This is a genomic window from Salinigranum marinum (assembly GCF_024228675.1).
Taxonomy (GTDB): domain Archaea; phylum Halobacteriota; class Halobacteria; order Halobacteriales; family Haloferacaceae; genus Salinigranum; species Salinigranum marinum.
Genome location: NZ_CP100461.1, coordinates 3769041 through 3795378, shown reverse-complemented (window position 1 = coordinate 3795378; position 26338 = coordinate 3769041). Strand labels below are relative to the sequence as shown.

23 protein-coding genes are annotated in these 26338 nt (G+C 69.2%); 7 read left to right on the top strand and 16 right to left on the bottom strand.

Annotated features, from left to right (window positions below):
* Window position 1 precedes the first annotated feature (1 nt).
* Window positions 2-799, bottom strand: a complete 798-nt coding sequence (locus NKJ07_RS19065; RefSeq protein ID WP_318568365.1) for a hypothetical protein — start codon at window positions 797-799, stop codon at window positions 2-4.
* 234 nt (window positions 800-1033) lie between these two features.
* Here NKJ07_RS19065 and NKJ07_RS19060 point away from each other — a divergent pair, with 234 nt between their 5' ends.
* From NKJ07_RS19060 to NKJ07_RS19045, 4 genes are all read left to right on the top strand, one after another.
* Entirely contained in the window at window positions 1034-2695 is a 1662-nt protein-coding gene (locus tag NKJ07_RS19060) for an outer membrane protein assembly factor BamB family protein (RefSeq protein WP_318568364.1), read from the top strand.
* A gap of 105 nt (window positions 2696-2800) precedes the next feature.
* A complete protein-coding gene (locus tag NKJ07_RS19055) occupies window positions 2801-3589 on the top strand; it encodes a Sir2 family NAD-dependent protein deacetylase (protein ID WP_318568363.1) in 789 nt (262 codons plus the stop codon).
* 129 nt (window positions 3590-3718) lie between these two features.
* Window positions 3719-5089, top strand: a complete 1371-nt coding sequence (cofH, locus tag NKJ07_RS19050; protein ID WP_318568362.1) for a 7,8-didemethyl-8-hydroxy-5-deazariboflavin synthase subunit CofH — start codon at window positions 3719-3721, stop codon at window positions 5087-5089.
* Window positions 5090-5411: 322 nt separating this feature from the next.
* Window positions 5412-8438, top strand: a complete 3027-nt coding sequence (locus NKJ07_RS19045; protein ID WP_318568361.1) for an ATP-dependent DNA ligase — start codon at window positions 5412-5414, stop codon at window positions 8436-8438.
* Window positions 8439-8612: 174 nt separating this feature from the next.
* Here NKJ07_RS19045 and NKJ07_RS19040 read toward each other — a convergent pair whose 3' ends face one another.
* Window positions 8613-9959, bottom strand: coding sequence for an outer membrane protein assembly factor BamB family protein (locus NKJ07_RS19040; RefSeq protein WP_318568360.1), 1347 nt, complete (start codon window positions 9957-9959; stop codon window positions 8613-8615).
* A 49-nt stretch (window positions 9960-10008) separates the two neighbouring features.
* Between NKJ07_RS19040 and NKJ07_RS19035 the strand changes: the two genes are divergently transcribed.
* Together NKJ07_RS19035 and NKJ07_RS19030 are read left to right on the top strand one after the other, a co-directional pair.
* On the top strand, window positions 10009-10992 hold the full coding sequence (locus NKJ07_RS19035) for an MBL fold metallo-hydrolase RNA specificity domain-containing protein (RefSeq protein ID WP_318568359.1): 984 nt from the start codon (window positions 10009-10011) through the stop codon (window positions 10990-10992).
* 68 nt (window positions 10993-11060) lie between these two features.
* Entirely contained in the window at window positions 11061-12140 is a 1080-nt protein-coding gene (locus NKJ07_RS19030; RefSeq protein ID WP_318568358.1) for a DUF2891 domain-containing protein, read from the top strand.
* 109 nt (window positions 12141-12249) lie between these two features.
* On the opposite strand, the gene NKJ07_RS19025 is transcribed toward NKJ07_RS19030, so the two are convergent.
* The 13 genes from NKJ07_RS19025 to NKJ07_RS18965 all read right to left on the bottom strand — a co-directional run bounded on the left by NKJ07_RS19025 (window position 12250) and on the right by NKJ07_RS18965 (window position 25017).
* Complete coding sequence (locus NKJ07_RS19025; protein ID WP_318568357.1) at window positions 12250-13293, bottom strand: alpha-ketoacid dehydrogenase subunit beta; 1044 nt, start codon at window positions 13291-13293, stop codon at window positions 12250-12252.
* Complete coding sequence (gene pdhA, locus NKJ07_RS19020; protein WP_318568356.1) at window positions 13293-14423, bottom strand: pyruvate dehydrogenase (acetyl-transferring) E1 component subunit alpha; 1131 nt, start codon at window positions 14421-14423, stop codon at window positions 13293-13295. Before pdhA ends, NKJ07_RS19025 begins: the two co-directional genes overlap by 1 nt.
* Window positions 14424-14511: 88 nt before the next feature.
* Window positions 14512-14694 carry a hypothetical protein gene (locus NKJ07_RS19015; RefSeq protein WP_318568355.1) on the bottom strand — a complete coding sequence of 61 codons (183 nt, stop codon included), beginning with the start codon at window positions 14692-14694 and terminating at the stop codon, window positions 14512-14514.
* Between the two features lie 176 nt (window positions 14695-14870).
* Window positions 14871-15638, bottom strand: a complete 768-nt coding sequence (locus NKJ07_RS19010) for an ABC transporter ATP-binding protein (RefSeq protein ID WP_318568354.1) — start codon at window positions 15636-15638, stop codon at window positions 14871-14873.
* Complete coding sequence (locus tag NKJ07_RS19005) at window positions 15635-16453, bottom strand: ABC transporter ATP-binding protein (RefSeq protein ID WP_318568353.1); 819 nt, start codon at window positions 16451-16453, stop codon at window positions 15635-15637. The genes NKJ07_RS19010 and NKJ07_RS19005 overlap by 4 nt, the downstream gene beginning before the upstream one ends.
* Window positions 16450-17637, bottom strand: a complete 1188-nt coding sequence (locus NKJ07_RS19000) for a branched-chain amino acid ABC transporter permease (RefSeq protein WP_318568352.1) — start codon at window positions 17635-17637, stop codon at window positions 16450-16452. The genes NKJ07_RS19005 and NKJ07_RS19000 overlap by 4 nt, the downstream gene beginning before the upstream one ends.
* Complete coding sequence (locus tag NKJ07_RS18995; RefSeq protein ID WP_318568351.1) at window positions 17634-18659, bottom strand: branched-chain amino acid ABC transporter permease; 1026 nt, start codon at window positions 18657-18659, stop codon at window positions 17634-17636. Before NKJ07_RS18995 ends, NKJ07_RS19000 begins: the two co-directional genes overlap by 4 nt.
* Window positions 18656-19996, bottom strand: a complete 1341-nt coding sequence (locus tag NKJ07_RS18990; RefSeq protein WP_318568350.1) for an ABC transporter substrate-binding protein — start codon at window positions 19994-19996, stop codon at window positions 18656-18658. Before NKJ07_RS18990 ends, NKJ07_RS18995 begins: the two co-directional genes overlap by 4 nt.
* Before the next feature lie 110 nt (window positions 19997-20106).
* On the bottom strand, window positions 20107-21216 hold the full coding sequence (gene cofG / locus NKJ07_RS18985; protein WP_318568349.1) for a 7,8-didemethyl-8-hydroxy-5-deazariboflavin synthase subunit CofG: 1110 nt from the start codon (window positions 21214-21216) through the stop codon (window positions 20107-20109).
* Between the two features lie 66 nt (window positions 21217-21282).
* Window positions 21283-21912: a 2-phospho-L-lactate guanylyltransferase gene (cofC, locus tag NKJ07_RS18980; RefSeq protein WP_318568348.1), complete on the bottom strand. Its 630-nt coding sequence runs from the start codon at window positions 21910-21912 to the stop codon at window positions 21283-21285.
* Window positions 21913-22710: a hypothetical protein gene (locus tag NKJ07_RS18975; protein WP_318568347.1), complete on the bottom strand. Its 798-nt coding sequence runs from the start codon at window positions 22708-22710 to the stop codon at window positions 21913-21915.
* Window positions 22679-23866: a tubulin/FtsZ family protein gene (locus NKJ07_RS18970; RefSeq protein WP_318568346.1), complete on the bottom strand. Its 1188-nt coding sequence runs from the start codon at window positions 23864-23866 to the stop codon at window positions 22679-22681. Before NKJ07_RS18970 ends, NKJ07_RS18975 begins: the two co-directional genes overlap by 32 nt.
* A gap of 266 nt (window positions 23867-24132) precedes the next feature.
* Complete coding sequence (locus NKJ07_RS18965) at window positions 24133-25017, bottom strand: complex I NDUFA9 subunit family protein (protein ID WP_318568345.1); 885 nt, start codon at window positions 25015-25017, stop codon at window positions 24133-24135.
* Window positions 25018-25184: 167 nt separating this feature from the next.
* Between NKJ07_RS18965 and tmk the strand changes: the two genes are divergently transcribed.
* Entirely contained in the window at window positions 25185-25778 is a 594-nt protein-coding gene (gene tmk, locus NKJ07_RS18960; protein WP_318568344.1) for a dTMP kinase, read from the top strand.
* 236 nt (window positions 25779-26014) lie between these two features.
* On the opposite strand, the gene NKJ07_RS18955 is transcribed toward tmk, so the two are convergent.
* Window positions 26015-26323, bottom strand: a complete 309-nt coding sequence (locus NKJ07_RS18955; protein ID WP_318568343.1) for a DUF7991 family protein — start codon at window positions 26321-26323, stop codon at window positions 26015-26017.
* Between the last annotated feature and the right edge of the window lie 15 nt (window positions 26324-26338).

Genomic DNA, 26338 nt, shown 5'->3' with positions numbered 1-26338 from the left:
GTCAGTCGGCGGCCCACGCGCCGGGTGCTCGCATCTCGTCGGTGATCCACGACAGGTCCTCGGGGACCCGCCGCTGGTGGTACGTGTGGAGGGCGATCCCGGCGACGACCTCGGCGACGGCGTCCTCGGGCGAGGAACCGCCGTCGTCCAGCCCGGCCGCACCCCGGGCGAGCAGGAGGAGTGCGCTCCCCAGTCCCCGCGTGTGGGTCGACGCGTCGGCGAGCATCGCGTCCGAGAGGAGCACCTCCGACATCCAGAGATGCCTCCCGAGGTCGTCGAGCCAGTCGACCACACCTTCGGTCGCCCCACGCGTCGTCATCGGGGAGACCTTGTCGGGCCTGTCGGGCTCCCAGCGGACGTTCACGCCGATCTCCGCGGTGTGTTCGAGGGCTTCGCTCACCAGTTCCGGGAGGGCAGCGTCCACGTTCGCCGTCTCGAACACCGACGCGTCCGTTGCTTCGGCGCTCCCGAGGCCGTGAGTGAGACAGGCATCGAGGAAGTCGTCGTCGAACGGCGGGAGCGTCTCGTCGACGGCCTCGAAGAAGCCCGCCGAGACGAGACGGGAGACGACGGCGTCCCCCGCGTTCGCCAACTCCTTGTACCTCGCCTCCAGCTCCGGTGTCAGGTCGTCACCGGTCAGCTCCGTGAGTCCACCCAACGCCTCCGCCACCGCCGCCGCGTCGTCCGAAAGCGCCGACGCGTCGACGTCGGAGCCGACCGCTGCCGCCACCTCCTCGCCGGCGGCGGCCAGTTCCTCCCTCGTCTCCTGTTCGACCGTTCGGTCGAGGTCTTCAACCATGCTATTCTATGACAGTGACAACTAAAATAAAACTTGTGACGGGGGATATGATGCGAGAAATAACCCTAATATGGTACGAAGTGTTCTCGTTCTCTATCTGTCTTGCTGCCATTTTCTCGCACCTGGAGCGATTTTTGTCTATAAGTGACAGTGATATGGTATAGATTTAATAACAGTATTCGCTAGATGTGTCCAAAAAAATTAGTTCCGGGACAATCGTTAACGATCTGTTACATGCCAGCACCAGACGTCACCGATTCGGGGCAGGTCGACTACGGCCCGGCACACGAGACGTACGCGACGGACGAGATCCCGCGGGTGGAAGTCACCGACGAGATGCTGCTCGAAGACGGCGAGAACGAGGAGTCGTGGCTCCACTACCGGGGCGGGTACAGAGGCCACGGCTACACCCCGTGTGACGCGCTCGACACGGAGAGCGTCGCGGACCTCGAACTGGAGTACATCTACCACATCGACACGGGCGGCGGCTACGAGGACTCGCCCACGATCGTCCCGGGCGACCCGCCGATCCTGTACACGGTCGGCGGTTACGACAAGATGGCGGCACTCAACGCCCGCACGGGTGAGGTGTACTGGGTGTTCCAGCCGCGGTTCAGACACCACACGGACGTCAGCATGGCCCGGCCGTACAGTCGGGGCGTCGCGGTGTACGGCGACACGGTGTATCTCAACGCGACTGACACGACGATCTACGCGCTCGACCGCTACACGGGCGAGGAGCGCTGGTCGACCCGCCTCCACGATCCGACGGACGGCTACTTCCAGACCCAGAAGCCGATCGTCTACGACGGGATGCTCATCCTCGGTCACTCGGGTGGGGAGCGGGGCGTCCAGGGCGAGTACACCGCTGTCGACGCCGAGACCGGCGAGATCGAGTACAGCGAGACGTTCATCCTCAAGGACAAGTGGCCCGAGGAGAGCTGGCGGTACGGTGCCGGCACGGCGTGGATGACCCCGGTCATCGATCCGGAGACGGAGACAGTTTACTGGTCGACGGGGAACCCCGGGCCGGACTTCAACGCGAACGTCCGGCCCGGGCCGAACGTGATGACGTGTTCGACGGTCGCGACCGATGCACACACCGGCGAGCTGAAGTGGTTCTACCAGATCCTTCCGCACGACTGGTGGGACCGCGACATCGCGAGCCCGCCGCTGGTCGCGACCCCGAGCGACGGTCGGACCCGGGTGTTCCAGCAGGGCAAACACGGCTGGGTGTACATGTTCGACGCGGAGAGCGGGAAGGTCACGGAACGGAGCGAGCCGTACGGCTACCACACGGACAACGAGTTCGAACGGCCCGGCTTCTCCAACGAGGAGGCCGTCGAAGACCAGGGGCCCTCTCTGTGGGGGGGGAGCGAGTGGTCGCCGCCGAGTTGGAGCCCGAAGACCGACCGGTTCTACGCGCTAGGGAACTTCACCAAGAACGACCTCGTCGCGGCCCATCCCGACTACGAAGAGCGGGCGCAGGGGAGTTACGGCTACCTCGACGGCTTCGTCGGCGGCGGGCTGAAGAACGACGTACTTCCCACGAACGAAGGCGGCGAAGTTGTGGCGTACGACCCCGAGACCGGGGCCCGCGACTGGACCCACGAGACGCCGGAGATCATCATGTCCGGCTCGCTCGTCACCGGCGGGAACGTTCTCGTCGTCGGCCTCCCGACCAGCGAGATCCGGTTCATCGACGCCGAGACGGGCGATCTCCTGCGCCGGGAACGGGAGCCCGACGCGCCGGTGTGTGCCGCGCCGACGAGCTGGTACGACCCCGGCACCGAGAAGCAGTACCTCGCGGTCGCCGCCGGTGGCGGCGGCGACGTGGCACGGTACAAGTACCCCTCGCGTCCGGGCCACCTGCTGGTCTACTCGGTCGACGCGTAGGCGAACACACCGGGTCCGTGACCGTGGAGCGAGGGACAGCGGCCCCACGGTCGGGGGACCGGCGACGACGGACGACTTTTATCGAGCGAGCGGCTCCGACGAGTCATGGACGGCACAGGGAGCGAGCCCGACGGCGGAGACGCCGAGACTGAGACGGCACTGCGGACCGTCGCCGACGCGCTCGTCGAGGGACACGGGGCGATGGTGCTCACGGGTGCGGGCGTCTCGACCGCCTCGGGCGTACCGAGTTTCCGCGGCGAGGGTGGCATCTGGCGGACCGAGTTCGACCCGAACGACTTCCACCACTCGCGGTTCCTGCGCGATCCCGCGGGTTTTTGGGCCGACCGGCTCCGCCTCCAGGAGGCGATGTTCGGGGGCGAGTACGAGCCGAACGCCGCCCACCATGCGCTCGTCGCCCTGGAGGAACGCGGCGTCATCGACGGCGTCGTCACCCAGAACACCGACGGCCTCCACCGCGCGGCGGGTCAGGAGACGCTGGCGGAGCTCCACGGGAACGCCGCCCGCGTCGCGTGTCAGTCGTGCGGGGGGACGCGCCCCGCAGAGCCGATCTTCGACCGCGTCCGCGACGGCGACCGCCCGCCGCGGTGTGACTGCGGCGGCGTCTACAAGCCCGACGTCGTGCTCTTCGGCGAACAGCTCGACCCCGACACGCTCGCGCGGGCCGAAGAGCTCGCGATGGGCTCGGAGACCGTCCTCGCGGTGGGTACCTCGCTGCAGGTCGAGCCCGCGGCGTCGCTCGCCGGGCTGGGCGAGCGGCTCGTCGTCGTCAACTTCGACGAGACGCCGTACACAGACCGCGCAGCGGTCGACCTCCGCGCGGACGTCACGCGGGCGCTGCCCCGACTGGTCGACCTCGTCGACGACCGGCCGTGAGACGGTTGGTCGCCGTCGCGTGAGCCGGGGACGGGACGCTGTCCACGTCGCCGGCGGGGCGCGACCCGCGTGCCGTCAGGGGTTTCGCCGACCGTCCCATTTTTTACGCAGTAGCCTCTCCCCCAGAGCATGTCTTCACGTCCGGTCCCGACTGACGTGACGTTCGAGCACGTCCCGGACACGGACCAGTCGTTCGAGAACGCCCTCGTGAAGGCCCGCGCGGGCGACCGTCTCACCGTCGACGACGGCGTCGAACTCCTCACCACGGGCACCGACGCCGACGGGATCGACCTCGAACGGAAGGAACTCGTCTTGGAAGCGGCCGACCGCCGCCGCGCCGACGTCGTCGGCGAGGACGTGACATTCGTCGCCAACCTCAACAACAACGTCACCACCGCCTGCAACACGGGCTGTCTGTTCTGCAACTTCAAGGATACCGCCCACCGGTTCGAGCGCGGCGGCGAGGAGCACGCCGGCTTCACCAAACCGCCCGCGGAGTCCCGGCGGATCGTCAGGGAGACACTCGACCGCGGCATCTCGGAAGTGTGTTCGGTGTCGGGCCTCCACCCCGCCTTCGCCCTCGACGACGAACACCACGAGATCCTCGCGTCCCACGACGCCCCGGCGAAGACGGTGAACTACAAGCCGCCCGCGGCGTACGAAGTCGACCCCGGCACCTACCTCGACCAGATGCGGGCGATGAGCGTCGGCGGCATCCACCTCCACTCGATGACGCCCGAGGAGGCGTACCACGCCCGCCGCGGAACCGACTGGTCGTACGAGTCGGTGTACCGCAGACTCCGCGAGGCGGGTCTCGATTCGGCACCGGGAACCGCGGCGGAGATCCTCGTCGACGAGGTGCGCGACGTCATCTGTCCCGGGAAGATCGACTCCGACGGGTGGGTCACCGCGATCGAGGGCGCGGTGGCCGCGGGGCTGGACGTGACAGCGACGATCATGTACGGCCACGTCGAGAACGAGATGCACCGCGTCATGCATCTCGACGTCGTCCGCGACCTGCAGGATCGAGTGGGGGGAATCACCGAGTTCGTCCCGCTATCGTTCGTCCACCAGAACACGCCGCTGTACAGGCGGGGCGTCGTCGACGGCGGGGCGAGCGACGCGGAGGACGAACTGATGATCGCCGTCTCGCGGCTGTTCCTCGACAACGTCGACAACGTCCAGTCGTCGTGGGTGAAGTACGGCAACGCGAAGGCGCTCAAACTGCTCAACTGCGGCGCGAACGACCTCATGGGAACGATCCTCTCCGAGGAGATCACGAAACGCGCCGGGGGCGAGTACGGCGAGTTCCGCTCGGTCGCCGACTACGTCGACATGGCGTCGGCGATCGGCCGCCCACTGGTCGAACGCTCGACCGACTACCGGCGGCGACACCGGGTCAACCCCGACGCGTCGACGGTCGGCCCCCGCCTCGGTCCGCGTGCTGACGGGACCCCGATGCTCGGCCGAGTGACACAGGTGGCGGCCGACGACGACTGAGCCGCGTTCGGACCGGACGGGCCGGGCAGAACTGATATATCAGAACACCCCATATTCGCGGGGAGATGGGTTCCCGCGTCTCCTCTCCCGTTCGGCTACTCGCCGTCGTCCCGCCCGGGGAATCGGACGCGGTCGTCCGCGAACTCGACGTTCGTCCGGGCCACGAGGTCACCATCGCGGAATCGGTCGACGACCTGACCGCCCCCCTCGACACCGACGCCTGGATCGACTGCGTCGTCTGTCGGTACGATCTCGTCGACGGGACCGGGACGGACGTCCTCGCCCGCGTGACCGAGCGCCGACCCGACGTGCCGGTCATGTTGTGCGTCGAAGCCACGGACGGCCGGATCCCTGCCGGGGCCGTCGCCGACGGGTTCGCGGCCCGCGTCGTGACCGACGGCACGACGCCGGTCGATGGACTGACCGAGGCGGTCGACGCGGCCGTCGGGAGCAACGGTGGGGGGCGATCTCCGGGCGACTCCCCCCGGCCGGCTGGTCGGCGGACGCCTGGAAAGCGAGCGTCCTCGACCAGCTGTTCGACAGGCTCCCGCTCCACGTCTTCGTCAAGGACCGCGACGGTCGGATCGCACTCGTCACCAAGGGTCCCGTCGAGGAGCGCCTCCACCCCTTCGGGAACCGGTTCCGCGGCAAGCGCGACATCGACGGCGTCGTCCCGTTCGAGGAGGGGCTCGGCTCGTACGTCGACGACCTGCGGGTGATCGGCATAGGCGACCCGGCCGTCGACGAGGAGGAGTACTTCGCGTCGTCGGGACGGTGGTTCCTGACCACGAAGATCCCCCTCCACGACGGGACGGACGACGTCGTCGGGCTACTCGGGGTCACGCGGGAGGTGACCGAGCGCAAGGAGCGCGAACTCCAGCTCACCGCGCTCAACCACCTCGTCCGGCACAACCTCCGGAACGAGGTGAACGTCATCCGGGGCTGGGCCGAGGTCCTCCACGAGGGGGTCGACGAGGAACACCGGGCGAACGCCGACCGGATCGTCCGGGCGTCGAACCGCCTGCTGTCGACGATCGACAAACAGCAGGAAACCGTCGACGTCCTCACCGAGTGTGCCGGCCCCGTCACCCTCGACGTCGCCGCGCTCACGCGACGGATCGCCGACGACGACGCCGATCGCTACCCCGACGCTCGGGTGGATCGGACGGTCCCCGAGAACGTCCCGATCAGGGTAGTCGAGGGGTTCGGACAGTCGGTCGGCGAACTGGTGGAGAACGCCATCGTCCACAACGCGCGGGACGCGCCGCTCGTCGACCTGCGCGTCGAGACCCGCGACGAACGGGTCCGGAGCCGCGTCGCCGACGACGGCCCGCCGATCCCCGAGATGGAGGTCGCAACCCTGACGGGCGAACGATCGATCGAACCGCTCTACCGCGGCACGGGACTGGGCCTGTGGATGGTCAACTGGATCGTCAGGCGCTCGGACGGCACGCTGGGGTTCGAACCGAACGACCCGCGCGGGAACGTCGTCGCCGTCTCCGTCCCGGCCACCGAGCGACGCGAGACGCGGTGTCCGGTCGGCCGGACACGACCGACGTCGACCCCCGGTCGAGAGCGGGGTTCTTCCCCACCCGTGCCCAACACGCGTCCGATGGAGTTCGCCACGCTGGTCGCGACGTTCGACGCGCTCGACGCGACCGCCTCGACGCTCGACAAGACGGCCGTCTTAGCGGAGCGGTTCGCCGGTGCCGACGGCCGACTCGCCGACCTGGTCGTGGTCGTCCAGGGACAGCTGTTCCCCTCGTGGGACCCCGCCGACCTCGGGGTCTCCTCGCGGTCGGCGCGCGCGGCGGTGGCGAAGGCGACCGGCGTCGATGAGGCGGCGATCGAGGAGCGCTGGGGCGAGACGGGCGACCTCGGCGACGCCGCCGCGTGGGCGGTCGACCACCGGACACAACAGCGCCTGTTCTCCGAGCCGCTCACCGTCGACCGGCTGTTGTCGACGCTCCGTGCGTTCCCCGACTTCCAGGGGGCGGGCTCGCAGACCCGACGGATCGACGAACTGGCCGGGCTCGTCTCGGACGCCGACCCTGCGGAGGCCCGGTACCTCGTCCGGCTCGCCGTCGGTCACCTCCGGCTCGGGATCGGCGACGGGCTGGTCCGTGACGCCATCGCCGCCGCGTTCTTAGCCGACGGGACACCGCTGTGGGAACTCCCTCCCGAGCGCCGGACCGAACCGCCCGCGGAGCTCACCGCGGCGGTCGAGCGCGGCTTTCAGGTGACGAACGACTACCCGCTCGTGGCGACGACCGCACGCGACGAGGGACTGGCCGGGCTCGCGGCGCTCGACATCGAGGTGGGCCGGCCGATCCAGTCGATGAAGGCCGAGAAAGCCGAGTCGGCGGCGGCCGGCATCGACGCGGTCGCCTCGCACCCGGCGGTGCTCGTCGAGACGAAGCTCGACGGGATGCGGCTGCAGGTCCACGTCGACGGCGACGACGTGACGCTGTACACCCGTCGGCTCGGAGACGTTACCGCGGGGTTCCCCGAGGTCGAGGCCGCGGTGCGCGAGGCGGTCACCGCGACGACAGCCGTGCTGGACGGGGAGGCTGTCGGGTTCGACGGCGAGACGGACGAGTTGGTCCCGTTCCAGGAGTTCTCGCGGCGCATCAAGCGCGAGTACGAGGTCGAGCGGCTGGCCGCCGAGATCCCCGCCACGCTGTACCTGTTCGACGCGCTCCACGTCGACGGCGACTCGTTGCTCGACAGCCCGCTCCGCGAGCGAGTCGCCCGGCTGGAGGCGTCGTTCACGCCGTCGGCGGGGCGGATCGAGCGCGTCCGGAACACGTGGCTGGACGAGACCGACGAGCCGGTCGCTCGGACGGAGTCGTTCTACCGCGAGGTGCTCGCGGCCGGCCACGAGGGAGTCATGCTGAAGAACGGGACGGCACCGTACCAGCCGGGCGTTCGGGTCGGGCAGATGGTGAAGCTCAAGCCGGTGATGGAACCACTCGACCTCGTGGTGACGCGTGCGCAGTGGTCGGAGGGCCGCCGGGCCGAACAGCTCGGACGGCTCTTTCTCGGCTGTCGCGACCCCGAGACCGGAGAGTTCAGGGAGGTGGGGCGGCTGTCGACGGGGTACACCGACGAGGAACTGGCGGCGCTGACCGAGCGCTTGGAGCACCACGTCACGGGCGAGGCGGGCCGGCAGGTCGAGGTAGAACCCGCGGTCGTCCTCGAAGTCGAGTACGAGGAGATCCAGCGCTCGACCGAGTACGACTCCGGCTTCGCGCTTCGGTTCCCGCGGTTCCTGGGCGTGCGCGAGGACCTCGATCCGACGGCGGCCGACACCAGCGCTCGGATCGAGTCGCTGTACGAAGGGCAGTAGGATACGAGTGAGTCCGGGGTCGGAGCGTCGGGGCGGGGCCGATCGATCGGCTGAGCCGCGTACTGACGGCTCTGTCGGGACGATGGCCGGATCGTGAGAGGGGATGCGGTATACAGAAGTCGTCGTCAGCACGGGATCGGCTTCTGCCGCCTGGATCTCGCGATTCGTCGGGTCTCACGCCTCGCCTAACGCGTACACGTCACCGGCCTGGGTGGCGACGATGACGATGCCATCCGTGACGGTCGGCGCGGCCCGAATACCTCCGAGCACGACGTCAGTGTAGGTGCGTTCTCGGGTCTCGAACGACCACCACTCCGTTCCATCGGTCAGCGACAGCGACCGTACCGTCCGCTCGTCGCCGACGTATACGCCATCTCCGGCGATCACCGGTGCAGTGGCTCCCGAAACCGCGTCGGCAGTCCACTGTACAGAGCCCCCGGTATCGACCGTCACCAGCCCCCTCTCTGTCGGGGCGACGATTCGGTCGTCAGCCACGGCGACCGACTGACGAACTGGACCGGGAAGATCGACCGTCCAGTCTTCGGAACCATCCTCGACATCGAGGGCGTACAGCGCACCGGCCCGCGTTCCGACCACGACGCGGCCGTCCGCGACGGTAGGCGCCGCTGTCACGTCGCCATCGGTGTCGAACTGCCACTGCCGTTCGCCCGAGACGGCGTCGTAGGCGACGACGCGAGCAGTTCCCGCCCCGTAGATGGCAGTGCTGTCGGCCACCGCCGGTGTCGAAGCGTATTCGCCGAGGTCGTGACGCCAGCGCTCGGTACCATCGTGAGCGAACGCTGCGACAGTTGTCGTCTCGTGCCCACCGCCGACGAACACACCGTCGACAGTCACGGCCGGGGCGGTAGTTACGTCTGCGTCTGTCACGCCGCGCCACTCGACCGCACCACTCTCAGTATCGAGAGCTGCCAACCCACGGTCGACATCAGCCCCGCCGTTCCAGACCGTGACGTAGACTGTCCCATCGTACACCGCGGGCGTCGAGGCACCGTCGTGACCGACATCGGTGAGCCACCGACGCTCGCCTGTCGAACGGTCCAACTGGATCAGGTTGCCGGTGAACGAGACGTACACTCGCTCACCGACGACGACCGGCTGAGAGTGGTCGTACCGGTAGGGAGTCCGTCGCCAGAACGTCGTGACGGAGTCAGTCGGCCCGGTTGCATCGACCCGCCCCGTGTGTTCGGGAGCGCCCTGGAACTGCGGGATCGTTTCGCCGCCGTCGTCCCCGGGCGGCACCTCGCGGTTCACGACCGGGGTCGGTGTTGACTCTGCCGCACCGAACCCGACCTCTCCGAGACAGCCCACGACCCCGGTGAGGGTGCAGCTCGCGAGAGCCCCGAGGACCGACCGCCTGTTCATAGGTCCAGGAACCGCCGTGTGGGGTAAGTGCCTTCTGTAGAGTTGGGCGCACCGCCCTGCTCTCCGAAGCTCGAGAGAGACGCGAGGATCACCGATCCTCCCGCGGCGGATCGAGAACGACGGACCGCGAGCCGCCACCGTCGCTCTCGACGGAGGCGATATACGTCCCGCCCACTGAGACGAACCGATGAGCGTTCGGCTCCGCGACGGGATCGAGATCACGCTCGCGGACGGTACCCGGGTCGTCTGCGACGCCGACCGGCCGGCGGGCGACGTCAACGTGGTGAGCCACGCCCACGGCGACCATTTCTACGCCGATCCCCCCGAAGAAGTGGTCTGTTCGGCGCTCACGCTGGCGCTCGCGACGGCCCGCCGTGAGGACACCCAGGAGGAGGTGCCGACCCGCGTGGCCGACGACCGGATCCGGCAGGTGCCCGCGGGACACGTCGCCGGGGCGCGCGCGACGTACGTCGACGACGGGGAGACGACGTACTGCTACACCGGGGACTGTTCGATCCGTGACCGGGCGTATCGCTCGGGGTTCGACCCCGAACCCGCCGACGTGCTGGTGATCGAATCGACCTACGGGGAGCCGGGGTACGAGTTTCCCCCGCAGGGGCAGCTGGAGGCGACGGTACGCGCGGCGCTGGCGGAGGCCGCGGCCGACGGGCCCCTGCTCCTGTTCGGCTACTCGCTCGGGCGGGCCCAGACGCTCCAACTGCTCGCCGCCGAGGTCGGCCTCGACGTGCACGCGACCCGCGCGATCCGGCGCGTGAACGACGTGATCGAGGCCCACCGCGACGTGACGTTTCCGGCCGACCCGTACACGGACGAGGTCGAACTCGAGCCGGGGACGGCACTCGTCGTCCCGTCCCAGGCCTCGCGTGCGAACTGGGTCGAGGCGCTCGCCGAGCGGACCGGTGCGCGCAGGCTCGGCTTCTCGGGGTGGGCGGTCGACTCCTCGTTCCGCTTTCGGGGCGGCTACGACGACGCGTACGTCCTCTCCGACCACGCCGACTTCGCCGAACTCGTCGCGGTCGTCGAGGCCATCGATCCCGAGCGGGTGTACACGACCCACGGCTCGACTGACGCGTTCGCCAGACACCTCACGCAGCGCGGCTGGGACGCCCGGTCGCTCAAGCGGAACCAGTCGTCGCTGGCGGACTTCTGAGTCGGGCCGCACTCGTTTCCCGCACGGGCCGTACCGATAAGTGGGGCCGCGGAGAGGCAGTACTGGAGATGGACGCGTTCGAGTCGGTCGAGTCGCGGACGGTGCTCTCGGGCCGGGGCGACTGGCTCGACACCGACCTGGCGGCACGGCTCTCGCGGCGGCCGCTGGAGGGAGTCGAGACGGAGTTTCCCCATTATCAGGGGTCGATCGACGCCGAGACGGTCGAGCGCCCGACGGAGCGCCACCCGGTGTTCTACGGCAGCTTCGACTGGCACTCGTCGGTCCACAGCCACTGGAGTCTGTTCCGGCTCCTGCGCGTGTGCGACGAACACCCGGCGGAGGCGGAGATCACCCGAAGCGTCGAGCGTCGACTCACGCCCGAGACCGTCGCGCGCGAGGTGGCGTACTTCGAGGAGAACGAGTCGTTCGAGCGGCCGTACGGCTGGGCGTGGTTCCTGCGGCTGGCGGCCGAACTGCACCTGTGGGACGACGGCCCTGCCGACGACTGGCGTCGGGTGTTGGAACCGCTGGAGGCGCGGATCGTCACGCTCGTCGAGTCCGCGCTCCTCGCCCGAGAGCGCCCGATACGGGTCGGGACCCACGACAACACCGCGTTCGCGCTGGGGTGTGTCCTCGACTACGCGCGCGTGATCGGGGACGACTCGCTCGCGGCCGCGGCGGCGGACACCTCGCGGGAGCTGTTCGCGGCGGACTGCGACTACCCCGTCGAGTACGAGCCGCTGGGGTGGGACTTCCTGTCACCGGCGCTCGTGGAGGCGGACCTGATGCGCCGCGTGCTCGACGGCGACGCGTTCGAGACGTGGCTCGACGGCTTCCTCCCCGACGTGCGGACGGGCCCGTCCGACGCCGTCTCGGCGCCGGTCGAAGCTCCCCCGGGGACGGACGACGGGGCCGAACTCCACCTGGTCGGGCTGAACCTCTCGAAGGCGTGGTGTCTCGCGGGCGTCGCCGCCGCGCTCCGCGGCCGCGACCCTCGGACCGTCGCGACGCTCGAACGGAGCGCCGTCCGGCACGCGCGACGTGGCCTGGCGCGGGCGTTCACCGACGAGTACGCGGGCGCACACTGGCTCTCGTCGTTCGTGGTGTACCTGCTCACGAGGAACGAGGGCGGAATCGCGCCGGCGTGAGCGGTCGACGCCGCTCGCGTGGTCACGGCCGGCGTCTCACGGGAGTCTCACGCGCGTCGACCCCGAACAGGCACGGTCTGGCTCCGGACGGCGGGCGGCCCTGGGCGGTTCAACACCTGACCGTCTCGCGGACGGCGTCCACGATGCGGACCGCGGCCGGCAGGTAGAAGTCCTCGTTCCGGTGGAGCGGCACCGGGACGTCGTAGCCGGTCACGCGCGCGACGGGAGCCTCTTGGGAGAACAGCGCCGCCTCCTGGAGCGTGGCGGTGACCTCGGCACCGATCCCGCCAGAACGCGGCCCCTCGTGGACCACCACGGCGCGGCCCGTCTTCTCGAACGAGTCGACGATACGCTCGCGGTCGAGCGGCGAGACGGTCCGGAGGTCGACCACCTCACAGTCGATCCCCTCCGCGGCGAGCTCCTCGGCCGCGACCGCGGCGGGGCGGGTCATCGCACCGTAGGTGAACACGGACACGTCGCTCCCCTTCCTCCGAAGCTCCGCCTCGCCGATGGGGACCGTGTGCGCACCGGTGGGGACCGCGCCGCGGGTGGCGCGGTAGAGCCGTTTCGGTTCGAGAACCACGACGGGATCGGGATCGCGGATCGCGCTGGCGAGCAGCCCCTTCGCGTCCGCCGGGGTCGAGGGGACGACGACTTTGAGACCGGGCTGGTGGGCGAACAGCGCCTCGGCGGACTCCGAGTGGTGTTCGGGGGCGGCGATACCCGCGCCGTACGGCATCCGCACGGCGAGCGAGCAGGTAAAGCGCCCGCGGGACCGCGACCGCAGGCGGGCGGCGTGGGAGACCAACTGGTCGAACGCGGGGTAGACGAAACCCATGAACTGGATCTCGGCGACCGGGCGGAGCCCGTGGGTCGCCAGCCCGATGGCGGCACCGACGATGCCCGACTCGGCGAGCGGCGTGTCGACGACGCGGTCGCGGCCGAACGCCTCCTGGAGCCCCTCCGTGGCCCGGAACACCCCGCCGGCGCGACCCACGTCCTCGCCGAGCACGAGCACGCGGTCGTCGCGGGCCAGTTCGGTCCGGAGCCCGTCGCGGACTGCCTCGACGAGCGTCAGGTCGGCCGTCGACTCCGGCTCCGATCCCGGGTCGGGCTCCGTCCGCTGGCTGGTGTCGAATTCGGGCGCACTCATCACCACCCCTCCGTGAACGCCGCGTCGCCGTAGCGCTCCCTGAGCCGCCGGAGCTCCGCGCGCTGGCGCTCCAGCTCTGCGGTCGGCTCGGCGTAGACGTGCTCGAACATCGCCTCGGGGTCGTCCCGGGCCGCTTCGGCGCGGTCGACCGCGTCGTCGATCTCCTCGGTCACCCGGGCGTCGATAGCGGCCACACGCTCGTCGTCGAGCAGGCCGGCGTCGCGGAGGAACGTCTCGTAGCGGTCGAGCGGGTCGCGGTCGCGCCACTTCTCGGGGACGCCGTCGCGGTACGTCGAGGGGTCGTCCGCGGTGGAGTGGGCCCCCTGGCGGTAGGTGACCGCCTCGACGAGCGTCGGGCGTCGCTCGCCGGCGGCGGGGTCGCGGGCCTTCTCGGCGGCCAGCCGCGTCACCTCGTACACCGCGAGCGGGTCGGTGCCGTCGACCTGAACCCCCTGGAAGCCGTAGGCGTGGGCCTTCCCCGCGAGGGTCGCGGCGGCGGTCTGTCGCTCCCGGGGGACGGAGATCGCCCACTGGTTGTTGATGCAGAAGAACACGGTGGGCGTGTCGAAGACGCCCGCGAAGTTCAGCCCCTCGTGGAAGTCGCCCTCGCTCGTCGCGCCGTCGCCGAAGTAACACAACGTGACTTCGTCTCTCCCCCGGAGTCGGGCGGCCCACGCGGCCCCGACGGCCTGTGGGATCTGCGTGGCGATCGGGATGAACTCGGGCATGACGCGGACGTCCTCGTCGATACGGTAGCCGTCGCCGTGGCCGGCCATCGCTTTCAACATCGTTGCGAGGTCCATCCCGCGGACGTACTTGGCGGCGTGGTCACGGTAGGTCGGGTAACACCAGTCGTCGTCAGCGAGAGCGTGGGCGCTGGCGACCTGTGCGGCCTCGTGACCGCGGATCGGTGCGTACGTCGAGATGCGTCCCTGGCGCTGGAGGCTGACTGCGCGCTCGTCGAAGCGGCGGGCGAGGCGCATGTCCTCGTAGATGGCGAGCAGTCGCTCGTCGGGGATCGCCGGGAGATCGACGTCGGGCCGTACCCCCCCGTCCACGTCGAGCAACTGGACGCGGTGGAAGTTGGGGTCCGGGAGTCGGTACTCGGGGTGGTCTCTGGTGGTACTCATGGGAGAGTGTGGGTGGCGTGGCTGCGTGTCGGTGCGGACCGCGGGGTCGCGGACGCGGGTGCGAACGGGCATCGCTACAGCGGGGCGATCACGGGACGCCATCGGCGTCCCCGTCGTCGGTACCCGCGAGCGAGCGCGAGGAGTGGAGCGAACGGGTGGGTGTCTCCGCCAGTGTCCCTGCCGGTGTGGCCGACGGGTCGAACCCGGTCCCGCCGCGTGCGGGGACGGTCGGACTGCCGATGCCGGAACGGCGCGGACTGGCGGAGTCCATAGTTAACGATTGTGAAGGTTTACACTTAGCTATTCTGTGAGAAACGCTAGCACCCGATCGAGATCGTGGACGTTCACGCCTCCTTCCGCGATCTCTCCCCGTGTACGTTCGTCGATGGAGTAAAAAATACGACGTTGTGCGATCGTGTACACCGACCGACGGGAGCGAAACGGCGATCAGACGCCGAGATACGCCCGCCGGAGGTCGGCGTCCGCCCGCAACTGCTCGGTGGAGACCTGCGCGACGATGCGTCCCTCGTCGAGGACGTAGTGGCGATCGGCGACGGCCATCGCGGCGGCGACGTTCTGTTCGACCATCAGGACGGCCGTCCCGGCGGCGTTGATCTCGGCGATGATGTCCTCGATCCGGCGGACGATGTAGGGAGCCAGCCCCTCGAACGGTTCGTCGAGCAACATCACGCGGGGGTTGGCGGCGACCGCGCGAGCGATGGCGAGCATCTGCTGTTCGCCGCCGCTGGTGTTGCGGGCCTCCTTCGCGCGCATCTCCGCCAGTTCGGGGAAGAACTCGAACACCTCCGCCAGTCCGAGCGGATCGCGGGCGTGGTTGATCGCCACGCGGACGTTCTCGGCGATGCTCAACCGGGGGAAACACCGGCGGTCCTCGGGGACGAACGCGACGCCCTCGCCCGCGATCTCGTAGGCGGGTCGGCCGAGGAGCGACTCCCCGTCGAGGCGGATGTCGCCGCCGAGCACGCGCGGGACCTCCGCACCCGCGACGGCCCGCAGGGTGGTCGTCTTGCCCGCGCCGTTGCGCCCCAGGAGCGAGACGAGTTCGTCGTCGCCGACCGCGAGGTCGACGCCGAACAGCACCTGGCCGGTCTCGTAGCCCGCCTCGAGCCCCTCGACCGAGAGCAACGGGTCGGCGGGCGGGTCGGGCGTCCCTTCGGGGACGGGCGCGGCGTCGGACGCGGAGCCGTCGCTCATAGTGCCTCCCGCATCCCGCCGAGGTACGCGTCCTGGACGTCGGTGTTCTCGCGGACCGCGTCGGGCGGGCCGGTGGTGATGACCGACCCGCGATCGAGCACGGAGATCCGGTCGCTGATCGAGAGCACGACGTCCATGTCGTGTTCGATGAGCAGCACCGTCAGCCCCATCGCCGCCTGGATCTCCTCGACGAGCGTGGCGGTCTCCTCGGTGGCGGCTGGGCTCATCCCCGAGGTCGGTTCGTCCAACAGCAACACCTCGGGGTCGGTCGCGAGCGCCATCGCGATCCCCAGGCGGCGCTGATCGCCGTGCGAGAGGTTCCGAGCGAGCGTGTCGACGTCGGCGTCGAAGCCGACGCGATCGATGAGTCCGAGCGCCCGCTCGCGGGCGACCGACCGGGCGTCGCGGAACAGGTCGAGACTGAACGCCCCGCGTTCGGCCGTCTGGGCGATCACGCGGACGTTCTCCAGTACGGTCCGGTCGGTGAATAGTTCGTTGGCCTGGAACGAGCGGGCCAGCCCGCGGTGGGGACGCGCGTGCTGTGGCGCGTCCGTCACCTCCGTCCCGTCGAGCCACACCTGGCCGCCCGACGGGGTGAGCGCGCCGGTCACGACGTTGAACAGCGTGGTCTTGCCGGCCCCGTTCGGGCCGATGATCGCCCGGAGTTCCCCCGCCGGGACGCGGAGCGACACGCCGTCGACGGCGGTCACCTCGCCGAACGACTTTCTCAACTGTTCGGTCGCCAGCGCGGCCTCGCGGGCGTCGATGGCCGGTTCGCCCTCCTCGGGGGGCGCTCCCGCTCGCGCGTCGCTCATTCGTCGGCCCCCCGTGCACGGTGGTACGCGCGTGTGATTCCGGTCCGCAGGAGGCCGTAGACGCCGTCCTTCGGCGACAACAGCACGACGAGCACGAAGATGGCACCCAGGCCGAACCGCCAGAACTGCAGGATACCGGAGACGTCCAGCGTCACGAGCGGGTACTCGGCCAGGGGGAGCTGGAGGAGCGTGAAGTCGGTGAGGTAGTCCTCGGCACCGAACCAGACGAACACGCCCGTGATCGGGCCGAAGAAGTAGTTGACCCCGCCGAGGATCGCCATCAACACCGCGTCGCCGCTGGTGAGGACGTCGAACGTCGCCAGCGAGGCGGCTCCGTCGTTGAGTTCGAGGAGGACGCCCGCGACGGCCGCGAGCGCGCTGCTCGCGGTGAACGCGGCGATCTTGTACCGGGTGGTGTCGACGCCCATGGCGCGCGCCAGCGGCTCGTTCTCGCGGATGGCGATCAGCGTCTGGCCGAACGGCGATCGGAGGAGTTGCCACAGTGCCAGCATGCACAGGAGGAACACCGCCGCGACCAGGTAGTAGAAGTCGTTCGCGAACTCCGGGAGCAAGGTGAGCGTCTTCTCCCCTCGGAACGTCTCGATCCACGGCGGGAGCGTGGTCCCCGTGAGGCCGTTCGAGCCGCCGGTCAACCCGTACGGGTCGCGGTTGACCATGAAGTAGACCGCCTGCCCGACGGCGAGCGTCAGCATGGCGAAGTAGATCTCGCCCTTCTCGACGATGAGCCGGCCGAGCAGGGTGCCGACGACGGCGGCGAGGACGACCCCGCCGACCGCGCCGACGAGAAACGGCAGGTCGAGCCGGCTCATCGCGATGGCGACGCCGTACATCCCGAAGCCGAAGAACATCGCGTGGCCGAACGACAGCAAGCCTGTGAAACCGAACAGGAGGTTCCACGCCGCGACGAACAGCATCCAGACGAGCATCGTCGTGGCGATCTGCTCGAAGCCGAGGAACCACGGGTGGGCGACGACCGGTCTGAGGAAGACGACGAGCGCGAACAGGCCGATCGGTACCCGGTAGGGCCACAGCCGGGCCACGAGGGGGCCGAGCGGCGTCTCCACGACGGCCTCCGTCTCTTCGTCGCTCTCGACCGTCCCGCCGTCGGGCCGTTCGACGGTGCGTGCGGCGTCGACGCTCCCGTCGGCGTCGCTCGCGGTCATTCGAGAAAGCCCTCCTCGCCGAACAGCCCCCGCGGGCGCACCAGCAACACGACGATCATGACGACGTACGGGACGATCCCCCGGACGCCGGGGACGGCGATCGCCTCGACCCCCGTCACCATCGCCAGCGAGCTCAACACGGTGGGGGTGAGGAACTGGGCCTCGGCGATGAGCACGCCGGCGATGACGCTCCCGAACAGCGAGCCGACCCCGCCGACGACGACGACGACGAACGCGAGGATGACGAACTGCTGGGCCATGCTGAGCCCCATGCCGAACTCCGCACCCCGCAGAACGCCGCCGAGGCCGGCGATAGCCGCCCCGAGGAAGAACATCGCAGTGAAGCGGATCGGGAGGTTCGCACCGAGGAACTCGGTCATCTCGCCGTCCTGCACCCCAGCACGGACCGTGAGCCCGAACTCCGAGCGCGTGATGAGCAGGTACACCGCGAGCACCGCCAGGGCGCTCACGGCGACGGCGAACAGCCGGAACGTCCCCACCTGCGTCACGCCGAGATCGGTGCTCGTCGCCAGGGCGGGTGGCACCGAAAAGGACAGCGGCGCGGCCCCCCACACCGAGCGCGTGGCCTCCTCGGCCATCAGCGTCAGCCCGAACGTGGCGAGTAGCCCGATGACGGGCTGTTGGCCGTACAGCGGGCGGAGCACCGTCATCTCCATGACGACGCCGACGACGCCGACCGCGAGCGGGACGACCACGAGCGCCACCCAGAAGGGCAGTCCCCAGGCCCCGACGACCTGGTACGAGAAGTACGCCCCGAGCATGAACAACGCGCCGTGAGCGAAGTTGACGACGCCCATCAACCCGAGGATGAGCGCCAGCCCGAGCGCGACCATCACCAGCTGCATGCCGTAGACGAGCCCGCCGATGGCGTTGTCGACGAACAGCCCCGGCTGCGTGACCGCCGCCAGCGACAACAGCGCGAGCGCGGCGACGCCGCCCGCGAGGCTCGCGGGCGAGGCGTCCGTGAGCGTCGCCGCGAGGCGGGAGGTACCGACGCTCACAGCTGGCAGCCGGTCGCGTCGCAAGATCGGACGACGTCGTCGCCGGCGAACTCGTTCTCGACGTCGAACCACTGCTTGTACGGCGAGTCGGTCATCTCCTCGACCGGACGCGCCGCGACGCTGTAGGCGGGCTGGACGAGCTGGTGGTCACACGCCCGCCAGTACATCTCGCCGCCGCCTTTGATCTCCTTCGCCGGGGAGGTCACCTCGTGACCTTCGAGCGCGTCGCGCATCGCGTCGGCGTCCGACGAGCCGGCGCGGACGGCCGCACGCACCATCTGGTCGAGCGAGAGGTAGCCCAGGAAGTGCCGGACGTACGGATCCGTGTCGTAGTTGTCCGCGACGCGCTGTTTGAACTCGTCGCCGCCCGGCGAGGCCGGGCCCCACACCTGGCCGGCGAGGTCGAGCGCGCCCGCGGTGTCTTTGGGGAGCCCCCAGTAGACGATGTCCTCGTGTTGGTGCATGGCGAGCGTGCGGTCGTCGACGCCGCGGTCGATGATGGAGTTGAGCGCCTTGCGCATGTCGAGCCCCGCGATGAGGACGCCGATGCCGTCGGCGTCGCTTGCGCGCGCCTCGTTGACGTACGGCGAGTAGTCGTCGTGCGGGAACGGGACGGCGCTCCGGCCGACGACGGTGTTGCCCTGGCCTTCGAGCAGTTCCGTGACCGCCTGCTGGGCCGTCTGCCCCCAGGTGTAATCCGAGTAGAGTAGATACCACGAGTCGGCCGCCTCGGCCATCTCCGAGCCGATCGCCTCCGCCAGCATCGAGTTCGAGCACGTCGGCCGGAACATGTACTCTGCACACTGCCCGCCGGTGATGGCGTCGGAGTGTGCGCCCGTCGGCATGTAGACCACGCCGTTCTGGGAGGCCCACGAGCCGATATTGAGCGCGACCGACGACGAGACGCCGCCCATCGCGAAGTCGATGCCGTCCTCCGTGACGAGCCGCTTCATCCGGTCGAGCCCCGTGCTCGGGTTGACCTCCGTGTCGCCTTCGAGGATCTCGATCGAGACGTCGAGTTCGGATTCGAGGTCCTCCTTTGCCAGCTCCGCGCCCGCGAGTTCGGCCTCGCCGAACACCGCGAAGGGCCCCGACAGCGACGTCGTCACGCCGACCGAGAACGACGTCGTGCCGCTCGACGTCGCCGTCCCCGTGGTGTCGCCGCTCCCACCGTCGCCGGAGCCACCGTCGCCGCTGCCGCTGCTCTCGTCGCCCCCGGAGCCGCCGTCACCGCCACCGCCGCCGGCACAGCCGGCCAGGCCGGCGATGCCGGCCGCGCCGAGCCCTCTCAGAACTGTCCGCCTCGTCGACCGTCCGCTTTCTTGATCACCCTGCATGACACTCACTGGCGAGTAGACCCATTTAAGTCTTGCAGGAGCGCGTCGGGAACCTCGTGTCCGTATTCAGGTACCCACGCGGTCACGCCGGCCCGGGGTCGCCCGCGTCGTCACGCCGAGCCGGGCAGTCCGCCGGAGAGACACGCGCGGTACCGGCGGCCGGCGTCACTCTCGGCCTCGATCGCCCCCCGGATCCGGTCGGAGAGCCAGTCGCGGTCGTCGCGGAGATACCGCTCGTACACCGGCAAGCGTTCGCGGAGCGGGACATCCCCCTGGTCCGCGATCTTCTCCAGTTCCCGGAGGGCCGGCCACGCGTAGTCGGGGTTGATGTAGTCGTCCGTCACAGGGGAGACGCCGCCGAGGTCGTCGACACCGCAGTCCAAGAGGTGATCGGTGGGCGAGAGGTTCGGCGGCACCTGCACCGACACCTCCTCGGGCAGGGCGACGCGCGCCATCGCCACGACGCGGCGCATCGTCTCGACCGACGGTTTGTCGAACGACGACCGTTCGTTCGGCACGACGTTCTGGACGATCACCTCCTGGACGTGACCGTAGCGCTCGTGAAGCGCGCGGATCGCGAGCAACGACTCCGCGCGGTCGCGCCACGTCTCCCCGATCCCGACCAGGAGTCCCGTCGTGAACGGGACGCCGGCCTCGCCGGCGGCGCGGATCGTGTTGAGCCGCTGGCCGGGCGTCTTCTTCCGCCCACCCGAGTGCGCCGCCACGTCGGCCGTCGTCTCCAGCATGACGCCCATCGAGGCGTTCACCTCCCGGAGGCGCTCGAACTCGCCTTCGCGGAGGTCGCCGGGGTTCGAGTGCGGCAGGAGTCCGGAGTCGAGGGCGATCTCACAGGCCTCGTAGAGGTAGTCGAGGATCGAGTCGTGGCCCCACTCCGTCAGTTGCGAGTGGATCGCCTCGTACCGGGCGTCGGGCTTGTCGCCGAAGGTGAACAGCGCCTCCGTACAGCCGGCGTCCGCACCTATCCGTAGCGTCTCTTCGATCTCCGTGGGCGACATGAGCGACGCCTGCCCGGGCACGTCGTAGTACGTGCAGTACGTACAGGTGTAGCGACACGCCGTGGTGAGCGGGAGGAAGACGTTCCGTGCGAAGCTGAGCGCGGGCGCGGGGTCGACGTCGGCGGGCGTCACGGCGAGCAGGCGCTCGACCGCCGCGTCGTCGACGTCGAGCGAGAGGTCGTACTCGTCCGCACCGGGAAACATAGCTGCACTCGGATGGGGAGGCACAAAAATCGACGGGTCGCGACCGAATTTACGCGCCCGTCGGGCTCAGCGCCGTCCGAGACCCACGCGCCCCTCGTTGTCGTCGACCACGAGTTCAAACCGCGCGTCGAGCCACTCGTGGGCCCGACCCGTGCCGTGGACCAGTACCTCGACCAGGTCCGCGGGTTCGTCGACGTCCGTCGCGAGCCTGAGTGAGTCGACGACGGTCGGTTCGACGCCCGCCGCACGAGCGATGTCGAGGTGGTCGAGGAAGGACGTCCCGTGGTAGTCGACGTGGAAGTCGGGGGTGCGCACGACGAGCGCGTTCGTCCCGGCACCACGGCCCGGCGCGACGACGACGTCGCCCTCGGCCTCGAACAGCCGCGAGAGGGCGGTGGGCGTCGCCAGCGCGAGGTCCGCGACGACGACCGCGAGGGGGGCGCCGCCACCCCCGACGGTGCGGTCGATAGCCTCGTTGACGACCGCCGAGAGGGGGCGGTCGTCGACGCGGACGGTCGGAGGGTCGTCGTCGAGCGGCTCCGTCGCGACGACCTGGGGGACGCCGCCGGCCGCACCAACGGCGTCGACCACGTCACGCAGCATACACTCGGCGAACGCGCGTCGCTCCGTCGGGTCGAGAACGGGCGCGAGTCGCGTCTTCGGGGCCGTCGCGTCGAAGGGGACGACGACGCGCATTCAGCCGAGGGGGTCGTGGGTGTCCTGCTGGGAGCGCCAGTAGAGGAAGCCACCGACCAGCAGTCCGACCACGACGAGCCCGCCGACGGCGTAGAGCGCCAGCTGGAGGGTCTGTCGCGACTGCTGCGCGGAGTCGGCCTGCGACTGCGCCTCGTTCGCGAGTTCGACGGCGAGATCGAAGTTCTCCGACTCGTAGGCGTTGACCGCCTGGTCGAAGGTGTTCTGCGCCTCGTCGACGTTCGCCCCGCCGGCGTTCGCCGCGCTGATCGCGCGCTGGGCGTCGTCGAGCGCGGTCCGTGCCTGGTCGCTGTCGGCGGTGAAGGAGTGGCTCTCCCACGTGTCGATGGCGTTGGCGTTGCCGCCCTCGCGAGCCTGCGTCAGCGAGACGAAGACGAACGTCTGCTCGGGGTCGTACGAGTACGACTCGACCGGTGGGACCGTCCCCGTGACCCGCACGCGGACCTCGGCGGTGCCGTCCGCGGCGGCGACCGGCGAGGAGGTGAAGTTCTGCCCGTCGAACTCCTCGCGGGCCACGGTCGCCCCGGTCTGGTCGATGTAGCTGAGCGACCACGTCACGTCGCGGAGTTCGGTCTCGCCTTCGAGCTGCCACTGCTGCAGCGTCGGGTTCTGGTACAGCTCCGTCAGCGTCACCGTCGCTTCGACCTGCGTACCCACTTCGCCCTCGTCGGGAACCGTCGTATCACCGACCGAAACCGCCGCGACCGGCGCGGCGACCGAACCCAGGACCAACAGGGCGAGGAGGAGGCTAGAAAAGCGACTCCAGTTCGTCTTCGTCATCGTTGACCAGCCCTTCGAGCTTCTCATCACTCTCCTCTCGGATCTCGGCAAGATTGTCTTGTGCCTCGATCGCGACCTGCTGGAGCTCCTTGATCCGCGGGACGTTCGTCACGCCCGAGAGGAGGATCACCGACGCGACCTGCCGGGAGTTCCGAATGGGGTAGTCGCCGCCGCGGACCTCCATCGAGCCAGTCTGCTCCTCGATCCACTTGCGCCCGCGCTCGATACCTTTGCGGTTGAGGTGCTCCGGCGGCCCCGCGAGCACGAGCAGCGCGCGTTCGGTTCCCTCAACCTCGCAGGGAAGAGTGAGGCGACCGAGCGCGGCCTTCCGCACGAGCGACGTGATCCGGTTCGTGGTGTGTGCGCTGTCGAGGCCGCTGTCGCCGTCGTCGCCGCCGCCGGTGAGCCGCGAGAGCAGTCCGCCGGACTTCTTCTGGGGTTCGACCTCCTCGGAGGCGTAGCCCACGGTCGAGACGCCGCCCGACGCGAGCGTGTTGATGATCTCCGAGGAGTCGACGACCGACTCCGCGACCTCCTGGCCAGACTCGACCTCGCCCGCCCCGAACAGCACGCCGAAGCGGGTGACGATCTCCTTGTTGATCTCGTCGTACCCACCTTGGACCGACTCGCCGGTCTTGCGCCAGGCGTCGTTGTCGAAGACGAGCAGGTTGTCCACCTCGCGGACGAACGTCTGGAACGACCGCGCGGCGTTGAGCGTGTAGATCCCCCCCTCGTCGCTCCCGGGGAGGACTCCTAATCCATAGACCGGCTCGGTGTAGATGCGCTTGAGATGCTTTGCGAGGACCGGCGCGCCGCCGCTGCCGGTGCCGCCGCCGAGCCCCGCCACTACGAGGAAAGCGTCGACCTCGTGGACCGGGATGGCGTCGATGGCACCCTGGACCTCGTCGATGTCCTCCTCGGCGATCTCCGCGCCGAGTTCGTTGTCAGCGCCGACGCCGTGGCCCTTGACGCGCGACTGGCCGATGAGTACCCGCTGATCCTGTGGGATGTTCTCGAGCCCCAGCAGATCCGCCTTCGCCGTGTTCACCGCGACCGCGGCGCGGACGATGTTCGAGTTGTTGTTCCGGTCGTACTCCAGGAACTTGTCGACGACTTTGCCGCCCGCCTGCCCGAAGCCGACCATTGCGAGTTTCATTTGTACAGTCCCCTCGTCATTGGGTAGAAACCAACACGAAACAGCCTATAAGCCTTGTGACTATCTGAATGCTTATACGTACTGAGACAACCGCAGGACACGGCCGGTAAACGGAAATGTCAGACCGCTGTATGACGTGCGTCTGACACCCCCTCGTTCTCACGGAGGAGAATCGGCGGCGCTCGCACCTGAGAACGCCGAGCGCGCGGGCGCACCGGTTGCCGGCCCCGCCGCGGGGTCACGCCCGACCGATCCGACGGGCCGCCTCAGCCGGCGAGGTACGACCCGAGCGTCGTTAGATCGGCCTCGCTCACCCCGAACGCGCCGATCGCGTTGTCCGCGGTCGTGTTGTCGAACTTCAGCGACCGGTACTGGTCGGCACCCATCGGGAAGCCGGGGACTTTCCCCGCGACGCTGAGGCCGACGCCCGCCAGCGCCATCGGAACCGGGACGACCGTGACCGACCGCCCCGCGGCCCCGTGGATGGTCTCGGCGACCTCCGCGAGCGTCAGTTGCTCCGGGCCGCCGATCTCGTACGTCTCGCCCACGTGGTCGTCATCCTCGCAGGCGTCGGCGAGCATCGGGACCAGGTCCTGGACCCAGATCGGCTGGAAGCGCGTCTTCCCGCCGCCGGGAAGCGGCGTGAAGTACGGCGGTGCGAGCTTCTTGGTGAAGGAGACGAACTCGCCCCCCTCGCCGAACACGACCGAGGGACGGAAGATCACCCAGTCGAGCGACGAGCTTTTTACTATCTCCTCGGCCTGCCCCTTCGAGCGGATGTACGCGGTGTCGCCGTTCGGGTCGGCACCGAGCGCACTCATCTGCACCAGCCGCGACACCCCGTGTTCCTCGCAGGCGCGGACGACGTTCTCGGTTCCCTGCCGGTGGACGCGGTCGTGCATCTCGTCGCCGCCGCTGGGTTTGAACAGCGGCGACAGCGCGACCAGGTTGACCACGACGTCCATCCCGTCGAACGCCTCGTGCATCGAGTCGTACGCGGTGACGTTGCCCATCGCCTTCGAGATGCCTTTCGGGAGGTCGTCGTTGCCCGGACTCCGTGACAACGCGGTGACGCTGTGGCCGCGCGTCTTGAGTTCACGGCACAGGTGACTGCCGACGAAGCCGCTCCCGCCGACGACAAGGATTTTCATACGTCCGCCTGCGGCGGAGTAAACGTAAAGCTGTCGCGACAGTTCCGGTCCCGTGTCCCGGTTTCGAGCGAGTCGACGGAGCGGTCAGGACCGACACCGTCGCGGCGAGCGCCCGAGACGCGGCCGGCTTCGACAGTGTTATTCGCCGGCCGACCCCGCCTCAGGCCATGCTCGTCACGCTCGAAGGTCTCGACGGGAGCGGCAAGACGACGGCGTGGGAGTCGCTCCGAGACGAGTTCGAGGCCGTGTTCACCCGCGAGCCGACCGACTCGTGGTACGGCGACGCCGTCCTGCGGTCGATCCGCGACGACGACGCCGACCCGCTCGCCGAACTGTTCCTCTTCACCGCCGACCACGCAGACCACCTCGCCCGCGTCGTCCGGCCCGCCCTCGCCGACGGCGAGTCGGTCGTCTCCGACCGGTTCTCCGACTCCCGGTACGCCTACCAGGCCGCGACGCTCGCCGCGTACGACTCCCTCGCGGTCGACGACCCACTCGAGTACGTTCGCGGCGTACACGAGCCGTTCTCACGCACGCCCGACCTGACGGTTTACCTCGCCGTCGGCCCCGAGACCGCCGCCGAGCGCGCGGGGAAGACGAACAAACTCGAACGGGTGGCGTATCTGCGCCGGGTCGCCGAGAACTACGAGCGACTGATCGACGACGACCCCGATCGGTTCGTCCGGATCGACGCGTCTCGCTCGGAGGACGAAGTGCTCGCAGACGTGATCGAGGTGGTTGGCGGTATTCTCGGTGGGTGATGGAGTGGAGACGGGAAGCGAACGGGTGACGGCCGCAGTGGCGTAGTCGGGTCGGGACCGCATGCGTCCCCGGAATCTACGGTGTAGCCTGTCGAGAGACAGTGAAGCCTGGAGACGAGGTAGTACCCGGGACGCGGCGGTTGCGCACGACCGCTTCGTTCACCCCAGCGACATCGTCTCGACCGAACCCCGATCGAAGTCGAGAACGACGCCGATGCGGGTCCGAGACGAACGGTTCAGGTCGTGTCGGGGAGTTCGATCTCCTCCGGCGGGGGGACGTACAGCACGTCGATGGTGAAGCCGAGCACGAGCGGCATGCCGATCCAGAGGCCGAGGAGCACCGACACCCCGAGGTTCCCGGGGATGATCGAGCCGAACACCATCGTGGTGACGAAGAGGACGACCGGAATGAGCAACAGCGCGTAGATCACCGCCCCGGTGCGCGTCTTCAGCCGGATCCGGAAGAACCGCGTCATCACCGCGGCGATGAGGGTGTTGACCACGAGAACGACACCCAGGAGTGCGAGGTTCAGGACCGAGACCATACCAGCGATACGGCG